Here is a 15,633-nt window from a genome sequence, read left to right as displayed (position 1 = left end):
ACTGCGCTTGAGCTGAATATCTCCTCATCAGATACATTTCAATCCTGTTTGAAATGATCAGGTGCTGTGCTTAACGAGGTGTCTTTTTATGTAAGATCTTTGTTGGCCTGCATAAAGATCTAGACCTGCATTAAGAGGTATAGATAAGCCTAGACATAAAAAAATTACGCTGGATTACACGGGACAAATGCCTACTTAGCTTCTTACCGGGTAACGACGAATAGGTGTAAGCGACTGTAATTGTTGAAACCGTAATAAATGCTTAGTTTTAGTAAGACAAATTCTTGATGTTGGCAGAGGGATAGCTGTGCAAGCGAGTCACTTTTCTCAAGTAGCAAATAGGTTTGGCGTACAAACGTCCGAGGCATTCTCGCAAAAAGCTTGGCGGAATAAGGTCTATGTCTGGGACCCGGGTAAATTATGTGCCGGTTTATGTCATATGTGGTTGCAAGAGAAACTGCGTGGGCGATCCTTATTGACGTTTCTAGAGACGCAGCAACCGATTCACTATTTCACTGATTTATTGGATGAAATCCATCGTTATCAGCAGCTTAGTCATTACCCTTTATTTCCGGAAGAGTATCAGCCAACGCAGCGAGATCTACAAAAACTGGTGGAAAAATATGGCACGGACGATTGGTTGTCTATCCAGTGCAAGGTTGATCTGGACTATCAGGGGGATTTTGTTCTGTATGATCTTTCACGTACTTATGCTTACGACAAAGCATCGGTGACTCAGTTTATAAGTACGCCCGAATTTATTTCTTGGTCCTCTCTGCCTTATGGCTCTCTTATTCTTGGTGTCTTGCGATACAGCCGTCAGGGAAAACAGCGGAGCCATCGATTTTGTTATTTTCTGGATCATCAAGGGAATCATCATTTCTTTGATCCTAACGCTGGAGAAGTGGTTGAAGCCAATGAGGCGCGTTTCTTTGCATGGTTGAACGGCTTCTTTGCTGAATCGGAGTACTTTCAGAAATACGAGAAAAGCGATAATTCATTTTTAACCCTGTATCAGCTTGATGATGTGTCAGTGAAGTCTGATCTCGGTATGGATCTTTTTCTTAATTGCGGTTCGGAGAAGACGGCGGCTTATCGCTGACAGTTGATTGCACAAGCTCCTGAATATGGCTCGCATTTTTTGTGATGTTTTTTTTGTGATGTGTTAGTTAAATTCAGAGGTTTGGTCGGGGGATGTGACCCAGATTGAATAAAGTCCCGAATGAATAAAGATCCGAATGAAGAAAGATCCATTTGTTAATAGGGCATAGAAAGCCAAGGATGCTCAGAAAAAGGGTGGAAGCTAATTGATGTCAGACGATTTCAGGATTTCTTCATAGCGCCCCGAGTTTTTAAGCTTCGAAAAACCAGCCTCAAATGCATTCATGTACTTTTCTGAATCCTTAGCCTGTTTGCTAAACAATATGTGGTATATGTCCGTGGTGTAAGGCTCTGGATGATTGGTGAATTGTTTCACTTCATCAGGAGGGAACATGGATTTGATCATCGCGTATCCGACTCGCTTAGATGCACCATAAACATCAATACGACCTTGAAGCAGCATTTTGAAGTTTAATTCTTCATAAGGTACTACTTCTGCCGGAATACCCAGTCGTTCGTAGATTTCCTGATTTTTATAGCCAACCGTAACTCCGACTTTGTATTGTTTGAGACTGGTTAAGGTGGCCCACTCAAAGTCGGTATGTTTCAGATGAAAGTAGACGGAAGGGTCTTTTAATATGGGGGTTGGATTAATGTTGAAATCTTCAGCCCGGCTTCTCAGGTGAGTCCAGGGAAAAGTGCCTAGAAACCGGCCTTTCTTTGCGTAGCCATAGCTGCGTTTCCAGGGAAAGTAACTGTATTTAACCTCTATCCCTTCAAGTGCATAGGCTTCGGAGACAATCTTTTCTAACGGTGAGTTTGGGTCTTTGTTGGATATGTAAGGCGCCCATTCACCAACGGCGAATTCAATAACATCCGCATCTGCTGGCAAAGCAAAAAAGCACAGGCAGGTTATAGAAAGTAAGAGGCGGTTGATGAGTTGAGGCATACAAAGTTTTTCTTAGATAACCAAACATTCTAAATCGGTGTTTTTACATCATAGTATATAGTTTTGCTGTACTCGTATATTGACTGCGTCACTTACTGATAAGTATGTCTATAAAAGTGCTTAAGTGAGCTGTTATATGTACTTATAGGACAGTAGGTTGGTATTTGATTTTTATAAAAACTGTCGAAGCAGCCCTGTCGATACCACTCCGATGATTACCGTCGGCAATAGAGAAAGCCGGGTAGCCGCCACGATGGTAATCACCAGCGCCAGGAGATCAGAAGGCCGATCTGATACAAAACGCGGCGCAATTACTGAAATCAGTACGCAGCCAGGAACGTTCTCAAGCACGGCCATCAAACGCGGGCTTAGTGTTCGGTTGTGAACGGCGACGTAGCCTAAAATTCGCGTTAAATAGGTCGTCAAAGCCATTAATAGGATGGTGGCCAGGGTCAATGAGTCGATCATTGTGGATGTCCACCCTGAACATTTCCTGCTGTAGAGCTCGGACTTTCTTCTATCGATTGATTCTCCGCCTCACCCGCCTGATAGGCTGCGTAGAGTAGGCCAGAGAGTGCACCAGCCGCGACATACCAGGCTCCAGGAATCAGTAAGTAAGTGAGCGCAGCGAAGACCAAACTGACTAACCAGGGACGGCAGGCTGTCGTGCCTTTCCACATGCCTTTCAATAGCACCAAGAAGACCGCTGTGAAGGCCATATCAAAACCAAACTGATCCAAATTTCCTAAGGTTGGGCCAAGCCAAACACCCAGTGTTGTGAACGTCACCCAGGTTAAATACAAGCCTATCGCTGTCCCTAAATAGTAGGGAAGACTAATGTGTGCTGCGCCTTTCTTCTTTGCATCGGCCAGCGCCATAGCCCAGCTTTCGTCACACATGAAGAACAGACTCGGGATGGCCTGCTTTTTAGATAAGTGTTTTAGGTAGGGAGCAAGTGCGGCTCCCATCAAAATATGGCGACTATTTACCAACATCGACATGGTAACGATTAACAGAATATGGGGCGGGGAGGTCCATAAGCCCATTGCCGTGAATTCAGAACCGCCCCCAAAATTCAGGCCGGTCATGAGTGGGACTTCAAATAAGTTTAAACCTTTAGCGCTGGCCTGGGCACCGAGTACCAAAGCGACGGGAACAAAACCAATCATTACCGGAATGGCTGCAATAAGACCGCGTATAAATTCGCGTTTATTGAATTTTCCGACAGTCGAGCTTGAAGACAATTCCCCCGTAAGGGCATCCGTAGCCAGCGGTAAAGTTGCAGTTTCCGTGTTCATCTCATCACTTCTGTATTGAACAAATGGTTGATATTGGAAGCTGAATTATCTGCTAAAGTTTGTAGAATTTGGTTGCTTTGTTGCTTTCTATTTGTAGTAAAATGGAACTTAATTCTGTTAAAAGTTATTTTGGTGGTAATAAATGCCAATAAAATTAGATGCTATAGATCGGCGTATCTTGAGAGCCTTACAGCGGGATGGCCGCATGCAGAACAATGAACTGGCGAAAGAGGTGGGGTTGTCGCCATCGCCTTGTCTGCGACGTGTTCGTCTCTTGGAAGAAAGTGGTGTCATAGAACGTTATGTCGCGTTGTTAAATGCCAAGAAAATCGATAAAGGCCTAACTATTTTTACGCGGGTTTGGTTGGTAGCACAGGACTTGGATACCGTTGATCATTTTGCGGAAGAAATTAAGCAGTTTCCACAGGTGGTAGAGTGCCACTTGATGTCCGGAGATTGCGATTTTTTCTTGCGAGTCGTGGTTGCAGATATTGATGATTACCGTCGATTTCAGGTGGAACATCTGACTCGTATTAAAGGGGTACAGAGTGTGAAAAGTGAGATCCCTATGCAGAAGATCAAATTAACTTCTGAACTGCCGATCTAAATCAACCGTACGTCTGCTGGTTTAAGCAGACGTGGTTTGTTTGGGAATCACCAGGTTAATTCCTTTTTCAAAGGGGATAAAGGCTGCGATAAAGAACATGATTGTGGTGACTGTAATACCGACATAGCCTTCCACTAAATAACCGTCAATATTGGCAAGAATGCCTTGTTCGTAGAGTAACTTCTCGATCAGACAAATGCCGATCCCAATACCAAGCAGCGTATATTTGTTGGTGTGGCCTTTGGCTCCGATCAATCGGGCGACACCATAACCCACGACAGGAAAAAACGACCAAATAAGAAATACTAAGACCGAGAAAACAATGGTCAGAAAGGGTATGCCCGAGGTGTAGATCACTTTAACTACAGAGTAGGTATTCGCTAATAAAAAACCGAGATAAAGATAGAGCATATTTCCTCTCAACAATAAAACCTATCAACGGCAAAATATGAATATGATTCTTATCTTATGCTCTGCTTTGTTAAGGGTATGAATCTAAGTCAATAAATGATGCAGTTTCTAAGTGTTTATTGAAGAATCATTGGCAGAAAAACAGGGTTGACCTGTCTATTGCTTCACCCTTTACCATCGGTGGTCGCAAATGACATACGATATTAAAAAGGTAAGCCAATGGTATTTTCACAAACTGATCTATCGGATGCAGACTTTATTGCTCAGTTTGAGGCACTGACGCTAGATTCTGTCTACTTTGATCATAAAGGCCATATTCGTTTGGCTTATCTGTATTTAGCTCAGAATTCTTTGGATGTGGCAATCCAGAAAATCTCGTCAGGAATTAGGGCTTACGCCAACAGTCTAGGTGCTAGTGAGAAATTTCATGCCACGATTACCGATGCGATTATTCGTGTAATTGCGACGAGAATGCAGACGACACGATGTAAACACTGGCAATCCTTCCTTCTCGAAAATAAAGACTTGGTCGATGATGCCTTGTCTATACTCCACCAATACTATTCTAATGATCTGTTATTCAGTCAGACGGCGAAGGAGCGGTTTGTTTTACCGGATCGTCAATGTTGGTAAACCGGATTTGGGTGGGGAAGGTATGTATCGAATAGGTCAGCTTGTAAAGGACTTTGGTCTCTCTCGTTCCACGCTTCTTTATTACGACCGCATCGGTTTATTAAAAAGTCAGATTCGGACGGGGGCAAATTACCGTATTTACAGCGAAGCGGATTATCACAGATTAGGAAAAATCTGTACCTACAAACAAGCTGGAATCAGTCTGGAAGACATCAAATCCCTGTTGGATACCTCTGAATGCAATATAACGAACGTGCTGGAAAAACGGCTGGAATCCCTCAACTCTGAAATCAGCGAGTTGCGTAAACAGCAGCAGGTTGTTGTTAGCTTGCTAGGAAAAGATTCTCTCTTGCGATCCACTAAAACCATGAGCAAAGAGCAGTGGGTGGATATCCTCAAAGCCTCTGGAATGACCGAAGAAGACATGCATCGGTGGCATGTGGCCTTTGAGCGCAGCTTGCCTGAAGCACATACGGATTTTTTGGAATCACTCGGTATTGATAACGCGGAAATTGCTCGGATCAAGCAATGGTCTAAACCTTAGAGTATCTCTGGATTTCTTTCGAACCTCTCTTAATCGTCTATGGTTAGTGGGTGAGTTTACTCACCCAGCGAGAAATTCCTTATCTGAAAGAGGTTGTTATGATGAGATTTCTAACGATTATCCTGAGTTTGTTACCTGCCTGGGTAATGGCGCTTGATATCCGGCACCCTGAGTTACGAGAGGGGTCTGTACTTGACCAGTACTCAATTGATCTGATTAAACACGTGGCCGCTAAAAGCGGGCAAGAGCTTAAGTTGATTTCGTATAAAGCCGCAAAAGCGCAATCCAGAAAAGAAATTCAGCTGCAAAAAGGTGAATACGACATTGATTGGTTTGGGGCCACAGCAGACATCGAACAAAGAGTGTCACCGATTCGATACCCCATTCTGAAGGGCTTGCTGGGCAATCGCGTGTTTATCACGAATAAAGTTACCTACGGCAAGCTCAAGCGAGACATGTCCATGAGTGACGTTCAACAATTTAAACTGATTCAGGGAACGGGATGGGGCGATGTGCCTATTCTACAGGGTGGTGGTTTTTCCAATCTCACAACTACGGCGAGCTTTGAGAATATTTTCAAAATGGTCGATGGCGGTCGTGTAGATCTATTTCCTCGATCGGTTATTGAACCTTATGGGGAACTTGCCAGTCGTTGCAGTTTAGACAGTCATCATCAATGCTCAGATAAAAATCTGTTGGTGGACGATAAATTACTGGTGGTTTACAAACTGCCTATGTTCTTCTTTGTCTCGCCCAAGAGAACGGATCTGATTGATCTCTTTAATGGGTATTTTGAGAATAACTACGACGACTTTGAAGCCTTCTTTCAGAGTCATCCGTTGGTGCAAGACTCGCTTAAAAAGCTTGAAGGCAGAACGGTGTATAACATCGAGAAAAACAATTCGTTGAGCGCCAAGACCAATCAACTACCTGATAAGTATTGGTTGAATTAAGCAAGGCTAATGTAAGAAAAAGAAAAACCCTGAACATTACAATGCCCAGGGTTACGCCACGCACTCTAATTTATGGAATGTGTGGCACCAACTAACTTGATGCTAATGGATGCCATTCTGATTCAGGTGCTTGCTGTATTGTTTGTCGGTTCCATTGATGTGATTCAGTAACCAATGGGTCAGAAAGTCACTGACTTCATTCAATGAATCGTGGCCTTCGCGCTTGTATTTCTCAACAAAGCTTTCAACCTGGCTGATCATGGTCAGATGCTGACGCTTATGATTTTCGAGATCCGGGTAGCCGGTTTCAGCCATGTATTTTTCTTCGCGTTCAAAGTGGAATTTTGTGTAAGCGACCAGTTCTTCCAGGGCCTGACGTTCAAACTCCGTTTCTGTGTAGTAGTCATACGCAGTTTTGAATTGGTTGAGCAGGGAGATGAGCTTTTTGTGGTCGTTATCCAAAACTTTAACGCCGACGCTGTATTCGTCTTTCCATACCACAGACGGTTTCTGGTTCAGTCGTCGGTACAGAATAGGGGTTAAGATCAGTACCACTAACAGTAACCAGGGAATGGGGTTATCCAGCCCGATCAGGAATCCTAAGCCTATGGCTACGATGATTAGTCCTATCATGCTGGCTACTAACAGTGCGCTTAGTCTTTTGTTCATCTCGCTACCCACTTTTTGTTCATTCTGAGTGTGTTCTTGCTGAGTTTTCTTTTGTTGAGCTTTCATTTGTTGAGTTTGCTTTGGCTTCAACGTGTTTTCTTTGATTGGTCACAACGTTGAATGCTTTAAATCAGTAAAGACATTGTTCTTGCAAACAGTTTCATTATCGTCAGGTTATTTCTGGTTTGTGATGATCTGGCTCAAAAAGACTCCTCTTCGTTTTGGCTTAATCAATCCACCAAAATCAGTGGTGTTAACTCACTTAACCTGATCGGTTATCGGGAGTCGGGTTTGCAGATCTTCGCTGAAATATGAATGAAAACCGAGTAATTTACTCAGGTTTTTACTCGATCATTGAGCTATATCAATTTGATCCTGATTAAATTAGTCGGTTTTTTCTCTATTGATCGAAGTCATTATTTTTATTTCGATTTCCTTCCATAGTTTCTCCCAAGCAATCAACCACTGAGCACAAGGTTCAGTCATTGCTTTACTGGTCATCTCAGTTTTTTAGGTTCTTCAGATTCACGTCATTGAATCAGACGACAGTCAAAAGAATTTAACGGATTGGGCAGACTAGAACAGAGAATCACCTACAGGACGAAAGCCAGGAAACACAGTCAAACGAACCTGGGCGAGCTTGTAGAGTGCACCATGTAAGCACTGGGGAGAGTGTCCTATGAAAAAGCTTAAATTTGGATTATCAGCCATTGGTTTAGCCGTGGGAATGGCCGCAACGGGAATCAGTTTGCCCGTTTCTGCTGGTGGACCAACCCTATCCGAAGAAGACTTTGATAAAGCCAACTTGATGTACTTCCAACGATGCGCTGGTTGTCATGGTGTTCTAAGGAAAGGGGCGACTGGTAAAAACCTAGAACCTAAGAACACATTGAAAAAAGGTCAGGCTCGTCTAGAAAAAATCATTTCCTACGGTACTGAAGGCGGTATGAACAACTTTGATGACATCTTCTCTAAAGATGAAATCTCTAAGTTGGCCACCTATATCCAAATGGAACCACCTGTGCCACCTGAAATGTCCTTGGCACAAATGAAAGAGCACACAAAACAGTTTGTAGCGCTTAAAGATTATCCAACTAAGCCTTTACATGGTCGTAACTGGAAGAATTTCTTCGTGGTCATCGAGCGTGACGCAGGTAAAGCGGCAATCGTTGATGGCGATACCAAAGAGATTGTGACTCACATCGATACTGGTTATGCAGTACACGTAATTAAGGGTACAGAGCACCACGCAACGCAACATCCTAAAGATGAAGTAGGTCGTTTCTGGTACACCATTGGTCGTGACGGCAAGGTGAACAAAATCGACTTGTTCCAAACGCCTGACAAGATGTTGGTTGCAGAAACCAAAATGGCGTATGACGCACGTGATATCGCGGTATCCGGTGACGGTAAATACGTGATTGCTGGTGGTTACTGGCCAGCTCACTTCGTGATCATGGATGCAGCAACACTTGAACCGTTGAAAGTTGTATCAACTCGTGGCTACAACACCAAAGGTGAGTTCATTAACGAAGCGCGTGTAGCAGCTATCTACACTACGCCAAATGAGCCTACTTTCTTGGTTGCTGTGAAAGAGCTTGGCCAAATGTGGCAAGTTGACTACCGCGATCTGGACAACCTTCGCATCGAGCAAATCAACTCTGCTGAGTTCTTGCATGACGGATTCTTCGACCCTTCAGGTCGTTACTTCCAGATTGCTGCGAACGCATCTAACAAAATGGTCGTGGTGGATACCAAGACACGTAAGCTAGAGAAAATGATTGATGTAGACAAGCTTCCTCACCCGGGTCCTGGTGCTAACTGGATCGATGAGAAGTGTGGCCCTGTGGGCGGTACAACGCACTTGGGTGTAGGTCTGGTATCTGTTTGGGGTAATGACCCAATCAATCACCCAGACGAAGCGTGGAAACTTTGCTACGAAGTTGAAACTGATGGTGCAGGTGTATTCATCCGTACACACGAGACGTCTGACTACGTTTGGGCGGATCAGTTGAAACACCCTGAGCCTGAAGTTCAACAGTCAGTACAAGTTTTCGATAAGAAAACTCGTGAAATCGTTAAAACAATTCGTGTGACTGAAGAAGAAGGTAAAGCAGCACTTCACATGGAGTTCAACGAAGACGGTACTGAAGTTTGGGTATCTGTATGGAACCGTGCGGATGCGAAGAACCCAACTGGTGAAATCGTAGTATACGATGCGAAAACTCTAAAAGAGAAAGCGCGTATTAAAGGTCTGACTACACCAACTGGTAAGTTCAACGTATACAACCGTTCTCACCATAAGACTTAATCGTCAAACCACACATCAATCATTGGTTGATGTAATTTGAAGCAAAGCTAGTGCTTCAGGGGATAGGAGAGCGGGCAACCGCTCTCCGATCACAGTGAAAGCACACAAAGCAACAAACAGGAAAGGGCAACACCAAAATTATAAGCCCTGCTTGGATTCACCCTGGTTAGCGAGTTCACTATGAAAGAACAAAATTCAGCTGAAGAGATCCTACATAAACCGGGTTTAATGAAACGTCGACTCATTCTCGGAACCACCATCGGCGGTGCAGTAGTGTTCTTCATTGTCGGCATCATCTTCTGGGGCGGTTTTAATACGGCCATGGAAGCGACCAACCAACTGGAATTCTGTATCGGTTGCCATGAAATGGAAGCCAACGTTTACCAGGAATACAAACCTACGATTCACTATTCCAACCGTACAGGTGTGCGCGCAGGCTGTCCTGACTGCCACGTCCCAAGACCTTGGATTCATAAGATTGTCCGTAAGATCCAGGCGTCCAAAGAAGTGTTCTCTTGGCTAACCGGTAAAATTGATACCAAAGAAGAATTTGAAGAGCATCGTTTAACCATGGCGAAAAGCGTGTGGAAAGCGATGAAGGAAACCGACTCTCGTGAATGTCGTAACTGTCACACCATTGAGTCAATGAACCCTGAGTTCCAACGTCCGAGAGCGCGTAATCAACACTTGAATGCCTTCAAAGAAGGTCAAACTTGTATCGATTGTCACAAAGGCATCGCGCATAACAACGTTCGTCATATGTTGACAGATGAAGAACTTGAAACGATTGAAAAGCCAAACCCAGATTACATTCGTGAAGTACCTGAAATGTATGTTGAAGGCTTAGCCCGTATCGAAGCGAAAGAAGCGGAAGAAGCGGTTGCTGATCAGGCGGCGAAACAAGCGGCTAAAGAGAAAGAGCAAAAACGTATCGACAGTGCAGTTGCTGACGCGTTGGAAAGCTACAAGGCCGAAATGGAAGCTAAAGCGGCAGCCCAAGCACCTAAACTGCTAAAAACCTCTGCTAAGCCACAGGCAAAACCTGCTGCAGAGAAAGCCTCTGGTACTAATGCTTCTGAAATAAAGGTTAACTGGTCTAAGGCAGGAAACCGTGAAATCACTTTGTTCTACCCAGGTCAAACCTCTATCGAGTGGATTCAAAACGGCCGTGATCACGGTGGTGCTCGTCCATTCACTAAAGGCGGTGATCGTTGTGTAACTTGCCATGACAAAGAAACAGCCGACATGGGTGCCAAGATCGTTAGCGGTGAGAAAGCAGAAGAAACTCCGATTCCTGGTAAGCGTGGCAGTATTGCTGTGAATGTTGATGCGTCACACGATGACGAATATCTCTACATGCGCTTTAGCTGGGAAAATGGTGAACATGCTCCTGTACCGTTTGTTGACGGCGGCAAGATGGACCCTGAAAACCCAATGAAACTTGCTTTGATGCTATCGACTGATGACGTTGAGTTCGCTGACCGTGCAGGTTGCTGGGGAACTTGTCACCATGATGCTCGCAACATGCCGGATGCGCCTGACAAAGACAAACTTGCAGTCAGTGAGTTTGCAAGCCAAATTAATTTGGGTGAGGGCGTGACTAAGTACCTGAAAGAAAGCCGCACCAAGATTGAACTCAAAGGTCGTCGTGGCAAAGCTCGTGGTGGCTGGGATCAGCTAAAATCGGCTGATGAGATTAAAGCCGAACAAGACGCTGGTAAGTTCATGGATCTGGTTCGCTACAAGTCTGGTAAAGGCATTGTAGAAGACGGTCACATTCTGGCTGAACGTACTATGCACGGCGGGCATGGCGCTGAGTTTGATGCCAAATTGAAAAACGGTACATGGACTGTTGTCTTGAAACGTAAACTGAAGTCAGACAAGCCTGGTGATATTTCACTAGAGAAAGGCAAAGTATATAACTTCGGATTCGCGATTCACGATGACTATGCAAACTCTCGTTTCCACCACGTATCTCTTGGTTACAAGCTAGGTATTGGGAACAGCGACTCTGACATCAATGCTGAGCACCAATAGGTGCTCTTGCTGAGATGCCTGGAGATGTTGATTAGAATGAATCACATAGAGTAATGAGATTGCAAAAAGTTAATTTGGCCATTAACGGATGAATCCATAATAGAACGATCCATAAGAGAACGTTCCAAAACATAAACATTAAGATCTGAAAACTTTGGATCTACTACTCCGGGAGCCTAAGTGCCCCCGGAACAACGAATCGCAGAGCACCGATTGGATTGGTATTTACCCGAAAGGGTAATTATTATCACGGACAGATTTAGACACCTGGGTGTGCATGGTCCCCTTAGACTTGTCACATCCTTCCGGTGTCCTTTTTTGTTTCTAAGGAGATGAAATATGAAAGCGTTTTTTGCCCTGTTAGGTTTAAGCGTTTTGGCGATGAATGTTCAGGCTGAGACTCATCATGTTGAGATCAAGAAATACAAATTCATACCTCAGCATATTGAGATTAACGCCGGGGATACCGTGGTATGGACAAACAAAGAAAAACGCCAATATCACAGTGTCTGGTTTAAAAGCCTGAATCCCGAAGAGCCTGAATATGTCTTCCCCGATGAGACGGTGACCATGACCTTCAATGATGCGGGTGAATTGAATTACGAATGTGGGCCACACCCGGAAATGACGGGTTCGGTATCGGTAGTTAAGTAGTTAGCGTGTTAATCAAAAAAGCCCCTTACCAACAAGGAAACACCATTAGACGATGAAGAAATAGTCCTGCTTCATCGCCGTGATTTGTAAGAAAAATAAGGGGCATAAAAGTGACGGATTAACCAGTCAGGGGAACGGTTAATCCGGGGCTTTTGCTAACTGTGTTAGCGTTGGTACTAGTGAAAGCGGTTTTCAAACAACAATTCTTCCAGTGGAAGCTGACCACCACGAGGGTTCGCCGGTGCAGTGGCCTTGCCAATTGCAACCATCAAACCGATCACATGGTTCTCCGGTAGACGGATGATGTCTGCCAACGCATCCGCATCAAAACCAATCATTGGGTTGGTGTCATAACCCATGCCTTTTGCTGCAAGCATCATGGTCTGAGCGACCATACCAACACTGCGGAAAACTTCATCGCGTTGCAGTTGTGGCTTACCTTCGTAGAAGTTTTTCATCATTGGTAATAGCATGTCTTGGGCTTCTTTCGATGCATCGGCCCAGTAACGCTCTGGTCGATCTTTCCAGGCATCCACATCCGCACAGATAATGATGACCTCTGATGCATCTCCGACCGGTCGTTGACCCCAAGCGGCGTCTTGAATCTTCAGTCGTGTTTCACGATCAGTAATACGAACGAAACGCCAGTGCTGAATGTTGTATGAAGTTGGCGTAAGAATCACCGCTTCCATCAGCTTTTTGAATTCTGCGTCGCTCATGACCGCTTCAGTATCAAATTCTTTAATAGCGCGGCGTTGTTCGATGGCATCAAATAGTTCCATGATTATCTTCTCCAATTGAAATCTTTGAGGTTCAACTTTGTTCTAACTTCGACGAATCAAAGTCTCAGTTTGTGACATTTGGTTCAACTTGAGATGCAGTGTAGAGCGTTTCTTGAGGTGTGATAATGGATCTAAATGGAAAACCTTTGTTGAATAAAAGTTAACAAAAGTTTTCACGGAGTTTTGAATGTGGTGGTTAGATCGTTGCTGTGTGTAGATCATTGTGGAGTTGATTACAATGCGCTGTCTAAAACATGATTGAGCTAGGGAACCTCTGAACAAGTCCACTCTAGCTCAGCGGGCGCTAGAAGCCTTGTCAGCCCGAAAACGTTAGAACAAGGCGAGCTTCGTAGAGAATGTCTAGACCTTCAGTCCGAGACCTTTTCAAGAAGTTCAACACATAACGTGGTTACCAGTTCTAACGTTTTTAAAGCCCCGCCCTTCGGGGCCTTAAGAGAAATGCCTCTTTTTTGTTGCGGCTTTTTGACGTAACCCTTCGGGTCGAACCCGTTATGCCTTCAAAACCGCGCCTCAAATAGACATTTCTATAATAGGCCTGAGCAGAGAGGGACTTATTCAGAGGTTCCCTAGATCTCATCCCAATAAGGAATGTCGCCACCAAACTTTTCGCTCATGAAGTCGATAAAAACACGCACTTTGGCTGGCAGGAACTGGCGTTCAGGGTAGACGGCATACATGGTTTTACCCGGCATTTCATAGTCCGGGAATAATTTTACAAGTCGACCTGCCTTGATTTCCGGGTTGGCCACAAAGGTGGGCAGACGACCAATTCCGACGCCCTGAATCATGGCTTCTCGAAGTGCTTCACTGTTGTTTACCTGATAATTTCCTGAGACTTCAATGGCACGGGTTGTGTTGTCTTTGATGAAATACCATTCGCGAACATCTTGCGAGTATGAGAATGCCAGACAGTTGTGCTGTTTAACTTCTTCCAGTCGTTTAGGCGTCCCGAACTCTTCCAGATAGGAAGGCGAGGCACACAAGACATTCTTTAAATGCGTGATCTTCTTGGCGATTAAGGTGGAGTCTTTTAAATCCCCAAGCCTCAGTGCCATATCAAAACCGCTGCCTATTAAGTCGGTGAATTCATCGTCCATCACCAGTTCAAGGTTGATCTTGGGGTATCGTCTCAAAAACTCGGGAATAACAGGCGCAACGTAGAGTCGTCCAAAGGACATAGGAATACTGATTCTAAGGCGTCCTTGCGGCACGCCCTGAAGCTGGGCCACCGCGTCTTCGGCATCCTGGGCTGCTTGGCTGGCTATTCTGGCGTGTTGGTAAAAGTGTTCGCCTGCCTCAGTCAAACTCAGTTTTCGTGTGGTGCGATGTAAAAGCTTAACGCCCAGATGTTCTTCCAGTTGGCTAATGCGTTTACTTACAGCGGATTTCGAAATGCCCAGCTTGTTTGCGGCTGGTGAAAAACCACCTGTTTCTATCACAGTGACAAACACAGGGTAGGCGCCAAAACTTTCCATGATTCAGTGATCCTGACTTTCGTTAAGACAAAAATTGGTTACGGCTAATATTGGGTACGACTAGTATTGGTTACGACATATAGTTAACTTTTGGTTAACAGTGTTTATTGTATTTTACGGATTATGGAAGTAAAGGAAACAGAGTAAGCTTGTGCAAATTACGAATAAACACTTAAGTGAGGATGCAATGCAAACGCTTACTAAAGATTTGACTCCGGACGCGACAGAAATGGATGTTCTGCCGCATGAGTCTCAAACATCATCGTCAAACCTGTATGTTCATGCCTTAATGCTGCTGATGATCTTTTTGGCTGCAACGTCATTTCCGGTAGGAAAAGCAATCACCTATGGTTTACCGCCGGATGTCATGATGATGCTGAGATTTTTTACAGCGGCTTTGTTGTTTGCTCCTTATGTGTTCGGGAAACACGGATTTAAACTTCCTCCGATGCATTCGTTGCTTGGCTATGGCTTGTTAAGTATTCCGTTGGTGACTTGCTTTTGGACCATGTTTGAAGCATTGCGCTACACCTCAGCCGTGAATACCGGAGCCATCTATACGATGGTGCCGGCGATCACCGCGATCTTTGCTTTTTTAATTAATAAAGAAAAAGCCAGTATTCGAAGAAGCTTGGGGTTGATGGTTGGAACCATTGGCGCGCTTTGGATTGTTTTTCGTGGGGACGTACAAGCGGTGATTGGTTTGGAGCTGAATTACGGCGATGTGATCTTTATGTTTGGTGTTACTTGTATGAGTTTCTACAGTTCAATGATCAAACGTGTCTACAAAGGGGAACCTATGGTCGTGATGACGTTCTGGGTGATCTTAACGGGTGGTTTCTGGTTGTTGATGCTGTCATTGAGCTCTTTACCCAGTATTGAGTGGCGTCAGGTGGAGTTAAGTGTGTATGGTGGCGTGCTGTATCTTGCGATTTTTACCACGTTGGCGACGTTTTTCCTGATTCAATATGGCACCGTAAAGCTGGGGCCAACCAAGGTGGCGGCTTATGGCTTTTTAACACCAATTTTTGTACTGAGTATGACGATGATAATTGGTATGAGTAAGTTTGAATGGTCTTTTGTTCCCGGTGTTGTTTTAGTGTTGTTGGCGATGCGTTTAATCCAGATGGATGCCTCGGTCGTAAGATAGGCGGTCTGACACTGGGAATCGGTAAAAAATCCTGTATG

16 protein-coding genes are annotated in these 15,633 nt (G+C 44.5%); 9 read left to right on the top strand and 7 right to left on the bottom strand.

Annotated elements, in window-relative coordinates; genetic code table 11:
• Positions 1 to 307: 307 nt before the first annotated feature.
• The gene (locus QQL66_RS06795; protein WP_284380280.1) at positions 308 to 1,102 is read left to right on the top strand and encodes a YopT-type cysteine protease domain-containing protein; all 795 of its coding nucleotides are present in this window, start codon (positions 308 to 310) and stop codon (positions 1,100 to 1,102) included.
• 201 nt (positions 1,103 to 1,303) lie between these two features.
• On the opposite strand, the gene QQL66_RS06790 is transcribed toward QQL66_RS06795, so the two are convergent.
• The 3 genes from QQL66_RS06790 to QQL66_RS06780 all read right to left on the bottom strand — a co-directional run bounded on the left by QQL66_RS06790 (position 1,304) and on the right by QQL66_RS06780 (position 3,348).
• Positions 1,304 to 2,050 carry a substrate-binding periplasmic protein gene (locus QQL66_RS06790; protein WP_284380279.1) on the bottom strand — a complete coding sequence of 249 codons (747 nt, stop codon included), beginning with the start codon at positions 2,048 to 2,050 and terminating at the stop codon, positions 1,304 to 1,306.
• Positions 2,051 to 2,221: 171 nt separating this feature from the next.
• Positions 2,222 to 2,518, bottom strand: coding sequence for an AzlD family protein (locus QQL66_RS06785; RefSeq protein ID WP_284380278.1), 297 nt, complete (start codon positions 2,516 to 2,518; stop codon positions 2,222 to 2,224).
• Positions 2,515 to 3,348 carry an AzlC family ABC transporter permease gene (locus QQL66_RS06780; RefSeq protein WP_284380276.1) on the bottom strand — a complete coding sequence of 278 codons (834 nt, stop codon included), beginning with the start codon at positions 3,346 to 3,348 and terminating at the stop codon, positions 2,515 to 2,517. The genes QQL66_RS06785 and QQL66_RS06780 overlap by 4 nt, the downstream gene beginning before the upstream one ends.
• Before the next feature lie 142 nt (positions 3,349 to 3,490).
• On the opposite strand from QQL66_RS06780, the gene QQL66_RS06775 reads away from it, so the two are divergent.
• Complete coding sequence (locus QQL66_RS06775) at positions 3,491 to 3,955, top strand: Lrp/AsnC family transcriptional regulator (RefSeq protein ID WP_284380275.1); 465 nt, start codon at positions 3,491 to 3,493, stop codon at positions 3,953 to 3,955.
• Positions 3,956 to 3,976: 21 nt separating this feature from the next.
• Here QQL66_RS06775 and QQL66_RS06770 read toward each other — a convergent pair whose 3' ends face one another.
• The gene (locus QQL66_RS06770; protein WP_284380273.1) at positions 3,977 to 4,366 is read right to left on the bottom strand and encodes a hypothetical protein; all 390 of its coding nucleotides are present in this window, start codon (positions 4,364 to 4,366) and stop codon (positions 3,977 to 3,979) included.
• A 219-nt stretch (positions 4,367 to 4,585) separates the two neighbouring features.
• Here QQL66_RS06770 and QQL66_RS06765 point away from each other — a divergent pair, with 219 nt between their 5' ends.
• The 3 genes from QQL66_RS06765 (at position 4,586) to QQL66_RS06755 (ending at position 6,496) form a co-directional block, all read left to right on the top strand.
• Positions 4,586 to 4,999, top strand: coding sequence for a hypothetical protein (locus QQL66_RS06765; RefSeq protein ID WP_284380271.1), 414 nt, complete (start codon positions 4,586 to 4,588; stop codon positions 4,997 to 4,999).
• Positions 5,000 to 5,021: 22 nt separating this feature from the next.
• Positions 5,022 to 5,543, top strand: coding sequence for a MerR family transcriptional regulator (locus tag QQL66_RS06760; RefSeq protein WP_284380270.1), 522 nt, complete (start codon positions 5,022 to 5,024; stop codon positions 5,541 to 5,543).
• 98 nt (positions 5,544 to 5,641) lie between these two features.
• Positions 5,642 to 6,496 (top strand): type 2 periplasmic-binding domain-containing protein, encoded by an 855-nt coding sequence (locus QQL66_RS06755; RefSeq protein ID WP_284380269.1) that lies wholly within the window; start codon positions 5,642 to 5,644, stop codon positions 6,494 to 6,496.
• 102 nt (positions 6,497 to 6,598) lie between these two features.
• Here the strand turns inward: QQL66_RS06755 and QQL66_RS06750 are convergent, their stop codons facing one another.
• Complete coding sequence (locus QQL66_RS06750; RefSeq protein WP_284380268.1) at positions 6,599 to 7,255, bottom strand: bacteriohemerythrin; 657 nt, start codon at positions 7,253 to 7,255, stop codon at positions 6,599 to 6,601.
• 589 nt (positions 7,256 to 7,844) lie between these two features.
• Here QQL66_RS06750 and QQL66_RS06745 point away from each other — a divergent pair.
• The 3 genes from QQL66_RS06745 to QQL66_RS06735 all read left to right on the top strand — a co-directional run bounded on the left by QQL66_RS06745 (position 7,845) and on the right by QQL66_RS06735 (position 12,167).
• Positions 7,845 to 9,476, top strand: coding sequence for a cytochrome D1 domain-containing protein (locus QQL66_RS06745; protein WP_284380267.1), 1,632 nt, complete (start codon positions 7,845 to 7,847; stop codon positions 9,474 to 9,476).
• Between the two features lie 180 nt (positions 9,477 to 9,656).
• Positions 9,657 to 11,513, top strand: coding sequence for a NapC/NirT family cytochrome c (locus QQL66_RS06740; protein ID WP_284380265.1), 1,857 nt, complete (start codon positions 9,657 to 9,659; stop codon positions 11,511 to 11,513).
• Positions 11,514 to 11,852: 339 nt separating this feature from the next.
• A complete protein-coding gene (locus QQL66_RS06735; protein WP_284380263.1) occupies positions 11,853 to 12,167 on the top strand; it encodes a cupredoxin domain-containing protein in 315 nt (104 codons plus the stop codon).
• Positions 12,168 to 12,343: 176 nt separating this feature from the next.
• Here the strand turns inward: QQL66_RS06735 and QQL66_RS06730 are convergent, their stop codons facing one another.
• Positions 12,344 to 12,949, bottom strand: a complete 606-nt coding sequence (locus tag QQL66_RS06730) for a nitroreductase family protein (protein ID WP_284380261.1) — start codon at positions 12,947 to 12,949, stop codon at positions 12,344 to 12,346.
• A 587-nt stretch (positions 12,950 to 13,536) separates the two neighbouring features.
• Positions 13,537 to 14,445: a LysR family transcriptional regulator gene (locus QQL66_RS06725; RefSeq protein ID WP_284380259.1), complete on the bottom strand. Its 909-nt coding sequence runs from the start codon at positions 14,443 to 14,445 to the stop codon at positions 13,537 to 13,539.
• A 187-nt stretch (positions 14,446 to 14,632) separates the two neighbouring features.
• Between QQL66_RS06725 and QQL66_RS06720 the strand changes: the two genes are divergently transcribed.
• Complete coding sequence (locus QQL66_RS06720; protein ID WP_284380257.1) at positions 14,633 to 15,595, top strand: DMT family transporter; 963 nt, start codon at positions 14,633 to 14,635, stop codon at positions 15,593 to 15,595.
• Positions 15,596 to 15,633 lie beyond the last annotated feature (38 nt).

This window comes from Litoribrevibacter albus (genome assembly GCF_030159995.1).
GTDB lineage: Bacteria > Pseudomonadota > Gammaproteobacteria > Pseudomonadales > Litoribrevibacteraceae > Litoribrevibacter > Litoribrevibacter albus.
This window is presented reverse-complemented; position numbering and strand designations above follow the sequence as displayed.